This is a genomic window from Silvimonas amylolytica (genome assembly GCF_014645555.1).
Lineage (GTDB): Bacteria > Pseudomonadota > Gammaproteobacteria > Burkholderiales > Chitinibacteraceae > Silvimonas > Silvimonas amylolytica.
In genome coordinates, this window is record NZ_BMLY01000011.1 from 12,226 (window position 1) to 26,590 (window position 14,365).

The window sequence follows — 14,365 nt, forward strand, 5'->3', positions numbered from 1 at the left end:
GGCCGATAAGCAGTCTAGTCACCCCTATCAGCAGCAAATTACGCGTGCATGCCCTTCTATGTGATCACACCCAACGAACCCACACCCAAGCTGCAGCACCGCGGACCCTATCGCTGGAGTCAGCGCAGGTTTTCTGCCACCTAATCGGCAACCAATCTATAGGACTGCCAGAGACTGAGCTGAGAAGAGTTTCTGACTTCAAAAAATCGTGTTCGACCCAATGAAAAAGCCCTCTCTCGAGGGCTTTTTCTGCTAATGCAGCATCAAATGAGTTTCTGACTTTAATAGGTCAAATTGGTGTGATCAACGGACGTTCAAAACCCGCTTCATTCCACAGTCACGGATTTGGCCAGGTTACGCGGCTTGTCTACATCGGTGCCTTTGCGGCAGGCGGTGTGATAGGAAAGCATTTGCAGTGGCAGGGTGAGAACGACCGGGGCGAGCGGGCCGGCGGCGACGGGGAGTGTCAGTACCCGGTGGCTGCCCGCGTGGGCGGCTTCGCAGCCAGGTTCGGCCAGCAGGAAGACTTTGCCGCTGCGTGCTTGTACTTCGCGCAGGTTAGAGACGACTTTTTCAAGCAGTTCGTCGTTCACCGCGCAGGCAATCACCGGCATGTCTTCGTCTACCAGCGCCAGCGGGCCGTGTTTGAGTTCACCCGCAGCGTAGCCTTCAGCATGGATGTAGGCGATTTCCTTGAGTTTGAGCGCGCCTTCCAGGGCGATCGGAAACAAGGTGTGGCGGCCAAGGAACAGGGCGTTGTGATAGTGCGCCAGTTCTTGCGCCCAGGCTTCCAGCTTGCTGTCCATGGCCAGCACTTCTTCCACCAGGACAGGCAGGCGGTGCAGTGCCTCGGTGATCTCGGCCAGCTGTGTGGCATCCAGTGTGTTACGGCTACGCGCCAGTGCGGCGGCAAAAACGTAGAGTGCGACCAGTTGCGTGGTGAAGGCCTTGGTCGACGCGACGCCGATTTCCAGCCCAGCCTGGGTCAGGAACAGGAGGTCTGACTCTCGGGTCAGCGTGGAGTGCGGCACATTGCAAATGGCCAGTACTTTGACATCACCCCGTTCCCGGGCAGAGCGCATGGCAGCCAGCAGGTCGGCGGTTTCTCCGGATTGAGAAATAGCGATGATCAGCGTGCCGTCTTGCTCACGGCCCTTGCGATAGCGGTATTCGCTGGCGATGTCCACGCTCACGGGCAAGCCGGTCCATTCTTCAATCCAGTAGCGGGCGACCAGGCCGGCATGATAGCTGGACCCACACGCCACAATGCGCACGGCGGGAGCCGCAGCGAAGAGTTCATCTGCTTGCGGGCCAAACAGTGCGCTCTGGCAACCCAGTTCAATAACACGCTGCAGCGTGTTGGCGATGGCAACAGGTTGCTCGAAGATCTCTTTTTGCATGTAGTGGCGATAATGGCCCAGATCAGCAGAATCTGCGGCGACATCGACGGTGCGTGCCTGGCGAGTCACGGCCTCACCGGCGGCATTGTAGATACGCACTTCATTGCGGCGCAGTTCGGCCAGATCCCCTTCTTCCAGGTAGATCATGCGCTGGGTTACCGGCAGCAATGCCGCGATGTCAGAGGCGAAGAACTGTTCCCCGAACCCCAAACCCAACACGAGCGGGCTACCACGGCGAGCGCAAATGATGCGGTCAGGGAAGTCGCGACTGATTACGCCAATGGCAAAGGCGCCAGTCAGACGGCCAACCGTGGCTTGTACTGCGGCCAGGAGGTCGTTGGCGCGTTCCAGATAATGATGGACGAGGTGAGCAATGACTTCGCTGTCGGTCTCGGACGTAAAACGATAGCCCTGGGCTTGCAGTTCAGTCCGCAAGGCGTTGTGGTTTTCAATGATGCCGTTGTGCACGATCAGTACGCTGTCACCGCCCAGATGCGGGTGGGCGTTGAGTTCGGTCGGCGCACCATGCGTCGCCCAGCGAGTGTGTGCCAGACCTGCCAGTGCGGTCTGGCCTTCTGCTTTGGCAGTCAGATCAGCAACCCGCCCGTTCACGCGGACACGATCAAAATGACCGCTGGAGGACAGCGCCAGGCCACTGGAATCGTAACCCCGGTATTCAAGCCGTTGCAGCCCGGCCAACAAGATGGGCACAACATTTCGTTCCGAGATGGCACCAACGATTCCACACATGGGGTAGTTCCTGTATCGCGATTTTGTTGCCGTGCACCAACACACGGGGAAGCACCGAAATGTACGCATCGGCACTGGTATCGTCGTTACACAAAAACCCTGAAACCACTTAAGGGGTTTGTAGCGGCGAATGTAACACTACTTTACCGCCCCAAAATACCTTTGAAACCCGCTTTAATACTGGTTTATTCGCGGAAACAACAAAATCTTGCGTGACGAAAAAACACACCATCGGATGATACCTTTTTTCAAAGTGGTATTATCGTCCAGGGCAATTCCAAGCAGCCGATCATCCATTTTTTACCGTCAGGGTGGCCGCCCTGCGCGCCTGTGCACATCAAAAGTGAATCACGTCACCCTGCTCAAGTCGCTTGAGCTGCAAATCGGGGCCCGCCTGACCAGTAAGCTCCCGCATGATCAGGTCATGATCAAACGGCTTCAAATGGGTAATGCGAATATCCAGGCCGCCCGGTAGCGCTTTGAGCGCCGCCAGTAGCCGTTGCGGCGTGAGGTGACGGGAAGCGCGGGCCAGTGCGGCTTCATGGTCGGCAAAAGCGGTTTCGATAATCAATGTTTGCAGATTGTCGATAACACTGACGGCCTGCCAGAACGGCGCGTGATCATCGGTATCGCCAGAAAACACCACGGACGCATTACCGCTATCTATATGGTAGGCGACGGCGGGGACGGTATGCAGTACGGGTAAGGCTGTCAGCGCCAGGCCGCCCAATGTACATGTATCGCCGCGCTCCATGACTTCGTAGCGCAAGAGGCCGCGATCCGGGTGCGGAATCTGCGTGAAATCAGGCCAGACCTGCCAGTTGAAGATGTGCCGCTGCAGCGTATCAAGCGCAGACTGGCTCGCGTGGACGGTCACGGGTGTGGTGCGTACCGGCGCAACGGTGTCCAGCAACAACGGCAGGCAGGCGATATGGTCCAGGTGGGCATGCGTCAGAAATACGTGGTCAATGCGCGCCAGTTCAGCCAGCGACAAATCCGCCAGACCTGTTCCGGCATCAATCACCATGTTTTCGCCCAGTCGCAGCGATGTGGTGCGGTTGCCTGCACCGATTCCGCCGCTACACCCCAAAACCTGCAGTTCCATCCTCTCTCCGCTTGACCGGTCTGTACCCGGTGGCTGGTCAGCGCCAAGTTTAACCCCGCCTGCCGGCGGCCTGGCACTGTTTATGTATCAAGAATACCCGGGCGTAGTTCCGACCCTTTTTATTTACTTTCAAAGGCATGCACACCATCCCAATGATCTGGCGGTGGACTGGCTTGCATGGTTTCAAGCCGTGTTTGCCAGACGGCATATAATCCGCAGTCCGCCTGGGTACGCAGAATCTGCAATTGCCGCAACGCCTCGGCCCACTGACGCGCGCGATAGGCTATCAACACGCCAGCAAAGCCATCTGCCTGCGCCTGTAGCACCGGGTCAGCGACGGCCGATAAAGGCTCATAAAGCGTGACCGCGTCTTCCCGACCCTTGACGCGTACGCGATCCACTTCGCGATAGACAAAACCCGGCGCGGCATCATGCGTGGCAGCTGACACCAGGACCGGTACCCCGTAGAACTTGGTCAGGCTTTCAATCCGGCTGGATAGATTAACTGCATCACCCATGGCGGTATAAGTAAGCCGGTAACTTGACCCCATGTCGCCCACTGTGGCTATGCCGGTATGTACGCCCACGCCCACCACAACTTGCGGCCAGTTGCGCATGGCAAAGCGCTGATTCAGCGGTCGAATGGCAGCCACGATATTGAGCGCAGCCAGCACGGCGTTGTGGGCATGTAATGGGTCCGGAATTGGCGCTCCCCAAAAGGCCATGACGCAATCGCCGATATATTTGTCGATTGTGCCAGGTTGCCCGCTGCGGATGACTGTCGAAATCTCAGTCAGGAAAGCGTTCATGAACTGGGTCAGTTCTGCCGGCGGCATGCTTTCACTGATGGAGGTAAACCGGCGGACATCTGTAAACAGGATCGACAGTTCTCGGCTTTGACCGGCCATGGTGTAACGCCCTGGGTCAGCGCTCATGCGATCAACCAGCTCCGGCACCACATACTGGCCAAATAACTCCCGCAGTTGCGACTGCCGCCGCGTCACAAAGATATAGCCCCAGGCCATGTTGAGCACGTACAACAACAAGACCAATGTGAGGGTCGACGCAAACGGAAAATCGACGTGTTGCACGCGCCACAGCCAGACATCTCCAGCGGCGAGCACGGCCAGCAACACCAGCACCAGCAGCGAAGACTGCAACGGCGGGCGGCGGGCCAGCAACCAGACCAGCAAGGGCGTGAGCAGCGCCAGCAAGACCACTTCGGCCCCCAGCAGATAACCAGGCCGCGAGGGCAAAGCACCATCGAGCATGGCGGATATCAGATTGGCGTGGATCTCGACCCCCGGGTAGGCCTCGCCCACCGGGGTGACGCGCAAGTCATTCAGTCCGGGTGTTGTGGCACCGAGCAAGATAATCCGGTTGGTCAGCGTAGCGGCCGGGATATTGCCGTTCAGGACATCAATGGCGGAAAAATAATCAAATGAGCGCGCGGGGCCACGATACGGCACGGTGGCGCGACCATACTGATCCACCGCCAGCCGGGTTTTTCCCACCCGCAGGGCTTCCAGCTGCGGCACCCCTGCACCTGCTTCAATCACCGGCGAGATCGCAGCGTTGCCCAACGCCTGTTGCACCAGCGCCAGAGATAGCGCCGGGTAATACTGGCCGTTAATCTGGACCAGCAGAGGCACGCGGCGGATCACGCCATCTGCATCGACCGTTGGTACAAAATGCCCCCCCGCTGCCGCTGCAGTTTGCAATTGGGCCAGGTTGGCCCCGTAATGCATAGCTTGCGGGATTGCGGTCGCAACGGGTGCCAGATCGCCCGCATCCAGCGCCGGTGGCGGCAACACGCCTGCGGAGACTGCCTTTGGGTCCTGACTGAAATAAAACCCAAGCACGGTATTGCGTTGAGCCAGCGACGTGGCGAATCGGGAATCGGTATCCAGCCGTGGAGCAATGCGGTTCAGCGTACTGGCAAACTCCGGGACATCGGACAACTCCCCACTGGCAAGGCGCCGCAGCGTGGCAAGGCCGGTGCTGTCGTCGGTTTCTGCAAACACCACATCAAAACCCAATGCTTTGGCGTGATCGCGTACGAACACCTGATCCACCAGCCGGGCCATGACATCGCGGCGCCACGGCCAACGGCCCAGCGCGGCCAGGCTTTTTTCGTCGATGTCGATGATGGCAACGCGAGGATCCGGGCCGGTGGCTGCCGCCAGGCGCACCCGCGTGTCATACAGATAGGCGTCCAGCCGGTCTAGCGCCGGCAAGCGCAATGCGTTCAGCGCGTGTGCCGCCAGCAGCACAAAGCAAAGCAGACCCATGACGATCTGCGGCCAGTGTTTTCTTAGCAAGCGGCACCCTCGGTTTGGTGGAGCATCCAGACAACAGAGGAATGTACGGGAAGTGGCAGGGCGAAGCCAGCCGCCGTGCGATCAGGTACGGCGCTCGTCCTGATCGCGGCGCTCACTCCGCGCACTACAACGCTTAACGGTAAAAGAACGCCATTTTGACGCCCGCCAGCTCAATCAGGTCTTCTTCCTTGAGTGGATGCGGCGTCGCGCCGATTTCACGGTTATTGACCAGCGGGCGCTTGGGCCCTTCAACGTGAGAGATAGCGTAACCATCGCTGCGACGGCCAATCGAGGCGACCTGAAGACCGGCTTTGCCCAGGGTTGTACTGGCTTTGTTCAACTCTACTTCGCGCCCGGCGGCGCTGCCAGTCAGTACGCGAACGACACCAATGCGCGTGCCTTTCGGGCGGGTGGCACTGGTTGGCGGCACCAGCAGCTGCGTGGCTTCAAAACCATCGGCGGCAGCCGGACGCGGTGCGGCGTTGCTGGTATGAAAAGTGAAAACGTGTTTGCCAATACGAATCTGGTCACCGTCGTTCAGTTTGCACTGGACAATGCGTTGACCATTGACTGCGGTGCCATTGGTACTGCGCTGGTCTTCAATGACGTATTCACCCCGCATGCAGCGGATCAGCGCGTGCTCGCCCGAAATCGACAGGTGATCCACCTGGATTTCATTGTGCGGCCGCCGACCAATGCGCGTGACGTCCGGCTTGAGCTGGAATTCATTGATGTAGTTGCCAGAAAGGCTCAGTATCAATTTGGCCATCGTCTTTCCCGTAATTCCCTTTCAAGCTTCTTGTGTTTGTACGTCTGGCCGCGCTGCAATCAAGCGGCTCATGCCGACGGTTCCTGGCCGTCTTTATGCAAAAAGTCGTGCAACCATCCGGGCAGCAACTCACGCCATCCTTCCCCCGGAAGCTGTCGTTTGATATCGACCAGCACGACCGAGATATTGTCCTTGCCTCCAGCATTATTTGCTTCCTGGATCAGATATGCGGCGGCCATGGGCAGATTGGTGCGCATTGCGGTCAACACATCCACAACGGTCGCGACTGGCACATCATCAGAAAGACCATCCGAACACAGCATGTAAAGGTCTCCCACCGCGACCGCATGCTGGTGCACTTCTACTTCCACCGTTGGGCCAATTCCCACTGCGCGGGTAATCAGATTGCGGTGCCCAGACTGTTCTGCCTCGGCTTCCGTGATCAGCCCCAGATCAATCTGCTCTTGCAGGAACGAATGATCATGCGTGATCTGGTTCAGCGTCTCGCCACGTAGCCGATAAAGCCGCGAGTCACCCACGTGCGCCACAAACAGCCCGCACTCCCGCCACAACGCCACCACGAGCGTTGTACCCATGCCGCGATAATCCGGATTACTGCCTGCCGCAGCAAAGACCGCAAGATTGGCGTGTTCCACCGCCGCAACCAGCCGCTGAATGAGCTCAGGTGCCTCAGCAGCCTTACCGGTGTGACTGGCTTCAGCGGCGCGCAAAAACTCGATCGCGCTTTGCACGGCCAGTGCGCTGGCCACCTCACCCGCGTTGTAGCCTCCCATCCCGTCGGCCAGCACGGCAAAGCCATCCCTGGCGTCCAGGAAAATGGCGTCTTCGTTATGACCACGCATCAGACCGGTGTCGGTATGACCGAGCATGGTCAGCGCGTGTGAAAAATCAGGCATGGGCCGCTCCTGTGTTACAGACCATCAGCGGGCGACAACGACCGGCCGATCTGGTTTGTGCATGGTGACAGGCGGGTTTTGTGTTTTGGCAGCCCCGCATTCTAGGGGTTCACCTGCGCCGGGCCAACCAATTCCGGCCGGGCTGCCAGGAGACGTTGTTTTACTGTCACAGAAAGTGTACTAGCAGCCCAGCGGCAGCTTTCATGAAGACATGGCATTTAAACCGGCGCTGCAAACAAAACGGGCAACCACTGCAAAGTGGCTGCCCGTCTGGCGCAGCGTGTGAAATCGATGCCAGTGCTCAGGGAATATCAGCGTAAGGCATGCGGCGCGCAATGATGCTGGTCTTGCGCAATAAACGTCGGTCGTTGCGGTGCGTATCGTAATAGCGCGGATCAGGCACCATGGCCGCAAGTTTGGCCGCCTGGCTCACCCCCAGATTGGCCGCCCCTGTGCGGTAGTAATAACGCGATGCCGCTTCGGCACCATAAATGCCGTTACCCCATTCGATCACGTTAAGGTAAATCTCGAAGATACGACGCTTGTCGAGCATCTGTTCCAGCATGACGGTGATGATGGCTTCTTCCAGCTTGCGCCAGGGCGTACGCCGGCTCGAGAGAAACAGGTTCTTGGCCAGTTGCTGGCTGATGGTCGAGCCGCCAGCCACAATACGCCCTTTTTTCAGATTCTTTTCCCAGGCCGTCTGAATCCCTTCCCAGTCAAACCCGTCGTGATCCAGAAATTTGGCGTCCTCAGAAGCCACCAGTGCCCGCTTGAGGTTGGGTGAAATCTGGCTGTATGGCACCCATTTGTGGCGCAGTTCTGCATCCGGATCCGTTTGCTGTAACCGCGCCAGACCTTCTTCCATAAACGCGGTGTCATCCGGGTTATGGTCTTTCCACCACCATACATGCCCAAAAATCCACAGGTTCCACACCAGGAACAACAAGAGGATGGCCAGCACGATGCGGCCAAACCACCAGCCAAAAGAATGTTTTTTCACAATGGATTGCGGCAAGCGCCCGGTAAACAAACAAAGACCGCCCGGCAGGTATACAGGACGGTCCACAAGATTGCCGCAATTTTAGGCGTCTTGCTTACAAGCCGGCAATCGCGATGTTGTCAGGAAAGGTATCACTGCCACACTCTCATCGCGGGCAGTGTCACGCAATCAGCAGGAGGACGCAGGCAGGATTAACCCGCAAGACCAGCGCGCATCATGGCCAGCACCGGTTCGACATCCGGGGTGCGGCCAGTCCACAAGCGAAACGCCTCCGCCGCTTGCCCGACCAGCATGCCCAGACCATCTACCCGCCGGGTTACACCGGCTTCCCGGGCTTGGGCCAGAAAGGCGGTTTCCTCCTTGCCATACATCATGTCATAAGCCAGGGCACCAGGCGCAAATGCGCCCTCCGGCAGCGGTACGCGCTCGCCCCCCAGGCTGGCAGAGGTGGCGTTGATGATGACATCAAACTCACCCTTGATGCCATCGAACCCGGTGCCGGTCAGTGCAACGCCCCCTGCATGCGGTTGCAGCAACCCGGCCAGATCAACGGCTTTGGCAGCAGTACGGTTCGCCACCGTGATAGCGGCTGGTCGGGCACTGGCCAATGGCAGCAACACACCACGCGCCGCACCACCTGCGCCCAGCACCAGCACACGCTTGTCAGTCAGCGTGGTATGCCGCAATACGTCGGTGACAAGGCCGACACCATCCGTGTTATCGCCCAGTAGCGTGCCATCGTCTTGCAGTTTGAGCGTGTTGACGGCCCCCGCCACCGCAGCCCGATCTGTCAGATGGGTTGCCAGTTCGTATGCCGCTTCCTTGAACGGTACGGTGACGTTGCACCCTTTGCCACCTTCAGCCACAAAACTGCGCACCGTACCGTCAAAGTCTTCTAACGGCGCCAGTAACCGCTCGTAGCTAAAATCAGCCAGCGCATACTGCGCCGCAAATGCAGCGTGGATCTGCGGGGACTTGCTGTGGGCAATCGGATTGCCGATGACGACGTAGCGCATGGTGTGCAAAACAGCGGTAAAAAAGGAATGCAAAGTGTGGTGCGCGCGACAAAACCGGTCAAGCCGCAAGTGTCCGCGCCGGGACAATGCCAGGTAGTCTGGCCAGTTCATGGGCCAGGTAATCCACCAATAACCGGACGCGCGCCAGGGCTGCGCGTTCCGGCACGATCAACAAATTCAACGGCATGGGCGGCAGGCTGTAATCGGGCAGGATGACGCGTACACGCCCCGCGGCAAGCAGATCGTCCACGAGCCATACATGCGTGGGCGCAATGCCGCGCCCGGCGGCCAGCGCTTCGCGTGCTGCCAGACCGTGATCAACCCGCAAACGGCCGCCAACGGGTAGCGCATGACGGGTGCCGTCCGGCCCGGTCAGCATCAACGTATCGCTGCCAGCGACGTTGATCATCCGGATACCTTCTTGCCCCACCAGTCCGGCAGGCGTTTGTGGATCTCCATGGGCAGTCAGCCAGTCAGGCGCGGCCATTAACTTGCGCTGGCTGACCCCAACGGTACGCAATTTGAGATTGCTATCGCTTAACACGCCCAGGCGAATGGCGATATCGATGCCCTCTTCGACCAGATCGACGCGCTCATCGGTCAGGCTCAGATCGATGTGGATGCCTGGGTATTGGTCTTGAAAGGCAAAAATCAGCCGACTGACATGCAATACACCCAGCGCCGCCGTACAGGAAATACGGATCAGCCCCTCCTGCGCGCCACGCGCGTCGCGGATTTCATCGCTGGCCTGGTCAACCAACCGCAGAATCTGCGTGCAATGCTGGTAGTAACGACGGCCTTCATCAGTCAGTGTGACGCTGCGTGTGGTCCGGCTGAGCAACGGCAAGCCAATGGCAGCTTCCAGCTCATGCAAATGACGGGTCACGGTGGATTGCCCCACACGAAACTCCCGCGCCACCGCAGACAAATTGCCGCGCTCTGCCACACGCACAAACGTGCGCATGCGTTCCAGCGTGATATCGGGTTTGGGTTGATCCGGCTTTGATTTATCCATTTTTTGGCAAAATATTATGCATACAATGCGTATTCCGGATAAGTCTGGCACGCCCTACCATGGTGGTCAATTCGCATGAACGGAGCCAACACCATGAAAGTATTGATTGTTTTTGCCCACCCTGAACCGGAATCCCTGAACGCGGCATTACGCGATGTCGCCATCGCATCCTTGCAGGAAGCCGGCCATGAAGTCCAGGTGTCCGACCTTTACGCCATGAACTGGAAACCTTCAGTCGATCGGGCCGATTTCCCAGCACTCGATCCGGGTGAGCGATTGAAAGTCGGAGCCGCCTCACACGCCGGATTTGTGCAAGGCGCCCTCACTGCAGACGTCAAGGCAGAGCAGGAAAAACTGCGCTGGGCCGATATGCTGATCCTGCAGTTCCCGCTGTGGTGGTACACCATGCCTGCCATCTTGAAAGGCTGGGTTGACCGCGTGTACGCCTACGGCTTTGCGTATGGCGTAGGAGAACACAGTGACCGCTATTGGGGAGAACGATTCGGCGAAGGGACCATGGCCGGCAAACGTGCCATGTTGATCGTTACCGCCGGAGGATGGGCAGAGCATTACAGCGAACGCGGGGTCAACGGGCCGATTGATGATCTGTTGTTCCCGATCAATCACGGCATTTTGTATTACCCGGGATACACGGTGCTGCCCCCATTTGTGGGCTACCGCATCGACCGCTTCAATGACGCGCGTTTTGCCCAGATGGCAGAAGCACTCCGCGAACGAATGCGCAGTATCGACACCACCGCGCCCATTGCTTACCGGCAACAGAACGGAGGCGATTATGTGATCCCGACCCTGGAGCTTAAACCAGACCGCGAGGAAGCCGGTACACGGGGCTTTGCATTACACCTCACGCCCGCGGGTTAACGCAGACCCCAACAAAAAGGCGTGCAGGTTTTCACCTCACGCCTTTTTCACGCATCACGCGTTTCGGTCAGCCTTGCGTCCAGGGCAATTTGTGGCCTTTCCAGCCGTTTTTCTGGCCACGATGATGCTGCTCGTCCTTATCCCCCTCAAAACCTTCAAGGATGTTGTAGGCCTCGGAGTACCCGTGCTTTGCAGCCAATGCAGCGGCTTCATGTGAACGTGCACCGGAACGGCACAAAAACAGCACCACGTTCTGCGGATCAACTTGCGCCTTCAACTGCGTAAGGAACTCCGGGTTCAAGGTCATATCCGGGTAACGTTTCCATTCAATCAGCAACGCCTCGGGCACGGTGCCGACAAACTGCCATTCCGCATGGGTGCGTACGTCTACGATCTTTGCGCCTGGCAGCCCCTTCATCAACGCCCAGGCCTCATCAGGTGTCACTGCCCCGGAATACGCCAGGGCTGATTCATCAGCGCGCTGACGGGCTTTTTCGAGGATGTTGCTCACGGTGCTCATGACGGCATTCCTTTGCATTTCAGTCGACAAGAATCAGCAATTCAGACCGTTTAGCGGCCTTGTACTGCAATTCTAGCCCTTCTCTTTACGTCATGAACAATTCATAAAGCGGTGCACACCCCGCACTGTTTTGCCCCAAAATAGCGCACTAAACTGGTGCGCAAACGTGGTGCATGCACCATATCGGGTTGTATAGGTAAAACCCGCAATACGGCTGATTGTTGTGGCACAATGACTCCCGGCAGGGTAAGTAGCCTGGCACAGTTTCTGCTTCATTACGTTCCGACCCGAGCCGGCAAGGTTTAGTACGCTGAACCGGCAGGCTCGAGACAACACTCATTCAAACTATCTCTTGCACCAAGGAGAGCTCAGATGGCGGTAGCCGACGTACTCAAGTTGATCAAGGAAAACGACATCAAGTTCGTTGACCTGCGTTTCACCGACACTATTGGTAAAGAACAGCACGTTACCGTGCCGTCCCACGTCGTTGACGAAGAATGGTTCGAACACGGCCACGCTTTCGACGGTTCCTCCATCACTGGCTGGAAGGGCATTCAAGCTTCTGACATGCTGCTGATGCCGGATGCATCTACCGCCAACATCGACCCGTTCTTCGACGAACCGACCGTGTTCATGACATGTGACGTGATCGAACCGGCAACGGGCAAGGGCTATGACCGCGATCCGCGTTCGCTGGCCAAGCGCGCTGAAGCCTATCTGAAGGCTTCCGGTATTGGTGACACGGCTTACTTCGGTCCGGAACCTGAATTCTTCATTTTCGACAACGTCCGCTGGAATGCTGACTTGTCCGGTTCCTTCGTCAAGATCGGTTCCGAAGAAGGTGCATGGGCCACTGGCCAGGAATTCGAAGGCGGCAACCTGGGTCACCGTCCACGCCTGAAGGGCGGCTACTTCCCGGTCCCGCCGGTTGACAGCCATCAAGACATCCGCGCCTCCATGGTGCTGGTGCTGGAAGAACTGGGCGTGCCGGTTGAAGTGTTCCACCACGAAGTGGCGAACGCTGGCCAGAACGAAATCGGTACCAAGTTCAGCACCCTGACCCAACGCGCTGACTGGACCCAGATCCTGAAGTACGTGGTTCACAACGTATCCAACCAATACGGCAAGACCGCAACCTTCATGCCGAAGCCGATCGTTGGCGACAACGGTTCGGGCATGCACGTTCACCAGTCCATCTGGAAAGACGGCAAGAACCTGTTTGCAGGTAACGGCTACGCTGGCCTGTCTGAAACCGCCCTGTTCTACATCGGCGGTATCATCAAGCACGCTCGCGCACTGAACGCCATTACCAACCCGGGTACCAACTCGTACAAGCGTCTGGTTCCGCACTTCGAAGCACCGGTGAAGCTGGCTTACTCCGCCAAGAACCGTTCTGCCTCGATCCGCATTCCGCACGTTGCGTCCGACAAGGCTCGTCGTATCGAAACCCGCTTCCCGGATCCGCTGGCCAACCCGTACCTGTGCTTCGCAGCACTGATGATGGCCGGTCTGGATGGTATCCAGAACAAGATCCATCCGGGCGATCCGGCAGACAAGAACCTGTACGATCTGCCGCCGGAAGAAGACAAGCTGATCCCGACCGTGTGCGCATCCCTGGACGAAGCCCTGGACGCACTGGACAAGGATCGCGAGTTCCTGACCCGTGGCGGCGTGTTCACTGATGAGTGGATCGACTCCTACATCGAACTCAAGCAGAACGATGTGAACAAGATCCGTATGTGGACTCACCCGGTCGAATTCGACATGTACTACTCGCTGTAATGGCGCCGCCTGCTTCGGCAGGCTGTCATTGCAAAAAGAAACCCGCTCAGACCTCTGGTCTGGGCGGGTTTTGTTTTTTGGCGAGTCGCTGATCGGCCTGCACTGCACGCAAGTCGGACAATCCGGCACCTGACACTTGAGTGATGAAGCTTTGTGGTATTCACTGAAATTGCTGCGCCGCGTCAGAGACGCACCCTGTTCATCTTGATCATCAAGAGTGATTTGATCCGTGCATGAAGCCCTGGAAGCCCTCAAAGCCGAGCTGGAACAATTTGGCGACGCGAACGACAGCCAGCAGACAGAACGCGGCCGGCGGATGCTGAATATCACGCGCGATACCGGCGAATTTCTGGCAGCCATGGTGCTGGCCACGGCCGCGCGGCGCATTCTGGAGATTGGCACCTCCAACGGCTATTCCACGCTCTGGCTAGCCGAAGCTGCCCATGCCACCGGCGGCCTGGTGACAACGCTGGATCACGCCGAGGACAAAATTGCCATGGCGAGTGCCAACTTTGCCCGAACCAGCCTCTCGGGCCAGATCAATCTTGTTCATGATGATGCTGGCCGTTATCTGGCCGAAGTACACCCGGCATCATGCGATTTATTGTTTCTGGACTCTGACCGACACCAGTACGTGGATTGGTGGCCGCTGTTGAACCGCGCGTTGCGGCCTGGCGGCGTCTTGATTGTGGACAACTTCATATCGCATAAAGCCGAAATAGTGGATTTTTACGCCCTCGTTCAAGCCGACGATACTTTCTCAACAAGTATTGTTGCAGTAGGCAAGGGTGAGCTTTTTGCCGTAAAACACCCGGTTTGAAACCGAATAGCAGCACACTATTTCCTTACCAACGAAGAAAGAGTACCCTCGCTGGGCTGTGCGTT

General features: G+C 57.9%; 12 protein-coding genes. 3 read left to right on the top strand and 9 right to left on the bottom strand.

Going from position 1 to position 14,365, the window contains the following annotated elements; translation table 11 throughout:
- Nucleotides 1-326: 326 nt before the first annotated feature.
- From glmS to IEX44_RS20095, 8 genes are all read right to left on the bottom strand, one after another.
- Nucleotides 327-2,150 (bottom strand): glutamine--fructose-6-phosphate transaminase (isomerizing), encoded by a 1,824-nt coding sequence (gene glmS / locus IEX44_RS20060; RefSeq protein WP_188698467.1) that lies wholly within the window; start codon nt 2,148-2,150, stop codon nt 327-329.
- A gap of 337 nt (nt 2,151-2,487) precedes the next feature.
- A complete protein-coding gene (locus tag IEX44_RS20065) occupies nt 2,488-3,255 on the bottom strand; it encodes an MBL fold metallo-hydrolase (RefSeq protein ID WP_188698471.1) in 768 nt (255 codons plus the stop codon).
- A 119-nt stretch (nt 3,256-3,374) separates the two neighbouring features.
- The gene (locus IEX44_RS20070; RefSeq protein ID WP_188698476.1) at nt 3,375-5,546 is read right to left on the bottom strand and encodes a CHASE2 domain-containing protein; all 2,172 of its coding nucleotides are present in this window, start codon (nt 5,544-5,546) and stop codon (nt 3,375-3,377) included.
- Between the two features lie 163 nt (nt 5,547-5,709).
- Nucleotides 5,710-6,345 (bottom strand): FHA domain-containing protein, encoded by a 636-nt coding sequence (locus IEX44_RS20075; RefSeq protein ID WP_188698479.1) that lies wholly within the window; start codon nt 6,343-6,345, stop codon nt 5,710-5,712.
- A 68-nt stretch (nt 6,346-6,413) separates the two neighbouring features.
- Entirely contained in the window at nt 6,414-7,262 is an 849-nt protein-coding gene (locus IEX44_RS20080) for a Stp1/IreP family PP2C-type Ser/Thr phosphatase (RefSeq protein ID WP_188698482.1), read from the bottom strand.
- Nucleotides 7,263-7,563: 301 nt separating this feature from the next.
- On the bottom strand, nt 7,564-8,265 hold the full coding sequence (gene mtgA, locus IEX44_RS20085) for a monofunctional biosynthetic peptidoglycan transglycosylase (RefSeq protein WP_188698485.1): 702 nt from the start codon (nt 8,263-8,265) through the stop codon (nt 7,564-7,566).
- A 191-nt stretch (nt 8,266-8,456) separates the two neighbouring features.
- A complete protein-coding gene (aroE, locus tag IEX44_RS20090; protein ID WP_188698488.1) occupies nt 8,457-9,281 on the bottom strand; it encodes a shikimate dehydrogenase in 825 nt (274 codons plus the stop codon).
- A gap of 58 nt (nt 9,282-9,339) precedes the next feature.
- The gene (locus tag IEX44_RS20095) at nt 9,340-10,296 is read right to left on the bottom strand and encodes a LysR family transcriptional regulator (RefSeq protein WP_188698491.1); all 957 of its coding nucleotides are present in this window, start codon (nt 10,294-10,296) and stop codon (nt 9,340-9,342) included.
- A 93-nt stretch (nt 10,297-10,389) separates the two neighbouring features.
- On the opposite strand from IEX44_RS20095, the gene IEX44_RS20100 reads away from it, so the two are divergent.
- Entirely contained in the window at nt 10,390-11,178 is a 789-nt protein-coding gene (locus IEX44_RS20100) for an NAD(P)H-dependent oxidoreductase (RefSeq protein ID WP_188698494.1), read from the top strand.
- A gap of 67 nt (nt 11,179-11,245) precedes the next feature.
- On the opposite strand, the gene IEX44_RS20105 is transcribed toward IEX44_RS20100, so the two are convergent.
- Complete coding sequence (locus IEX44_RS20105) at nt 11,246-11,698, bottom strand: rhodanese-like domain-containing protein (RefSeq protein ID WP_188698497.1); 453 nt, start codon at nt 11,696-11,698, stop codon at nt 11,246-11,248.
- A gap of 372 nt (nt 11,699-12,070) precedes the next feature.
- Here IEX44_RS20105 and glnA point away from each other — a divergent pair, with 372 nt between their 5' ends.
- Nucleotides 12,071-13,480: a type I glutamate--ammonia ligase gene (glnA, locus tag IEX44_RS20110; protein ID WP_188698500.1), complete on the top strand. Its 1,410-nt coding sequence runs from the start codon at nt 12,071-12,073 to the stop codon at nt 13,478-13,480.
- A 229-nt stretch (nt 13,481-13,709) separates the two neighbouring features.
- Nucleotides 13,710-14,300, top strand: coding sequence for an O-methyltransferase (locus IEX44_RS20115; protein WP_229679361.1), 591 nt, complete (start codon nt 13,710-13,712; stop codon nt 14,298-14,300).
- Nucleotides 14,301-14,365 lie beyond the last annotated feature (65 nt).

Excerpts from the sequence above, each read along its gene's own strand:
- glmS (WP_188698467.1), bottom strand. The coding sequence starts at position 2,150 with ATGTGTGGAATCGTTGGTGCCATCTCGGAACGAAATGTTGTGCCCATC.
- IEX44_RS20065 (WP_188698471.1), bottom strand. The coding sequence starts at position 3,255 with ATGGAACTGCAGGTTTTGGGGTGTAGCGGCGGAATCGGTGCAGGCAAC.
- IEX44_RS20070 (WP_188698476.1), bottom strand. The coding sequence starts at position 5,546 with ATGGGTCTGCTTTGCTTTGTGCTGCTGGCGGCACACGCGCTGAACGCA.
- IEX44_RS20075 (WP_188698479.1), bottom strand. The coding sequence starts at position 6,345 with ATGGCCAAATTGATACTGAGCCTTTCTGGCAACTACATCAATGAATTC.
- IEX44_RS20080 (WP_188698482.1), bottom strand. The coding sequence starts at position 7,262 with ATGCCTGATTTTTCACACGCGCTGACCATGCTCGGTCATACCGACACC.
- aroE (WP_188698488.1), bottom strand. The coding sequence starts at position 9,281 with ATGCGCTACGTCGTCATCGGCAATCCGATTGCCCACAGCAAGTCCCCG.
- IEX44_RS20095 (WP_188698491.1), bottom strand. The coding sequence starts at position 10,296 with ATGGATAAATCAAAGCCGGATCAACCCAAACCCGATATCACGCTGGAA.
- IEX44_RS20100 (WP_188698494.1), top strand. The coding sequence starts at position 10,390 with ATGAAAGTATTGATTGTTTTTGCCCACCCTGAACCGGAATCCCTGAAC.
- IEX44_RS20105 (WP_188698497.1), bottom strand. The coding sequence starts at position 11,698 with ATGAGCACCGTGAGCAACATCCTCGAAAAAGCCCGTCAGCGCGCTGAT.
- glnA (WP_188698500.1), top strand. The coding sequence starts at position 12,071 with ATGGCGGTAGCCGACGTACTCAAGTTGATCAAGGAAAACGACATCAAG.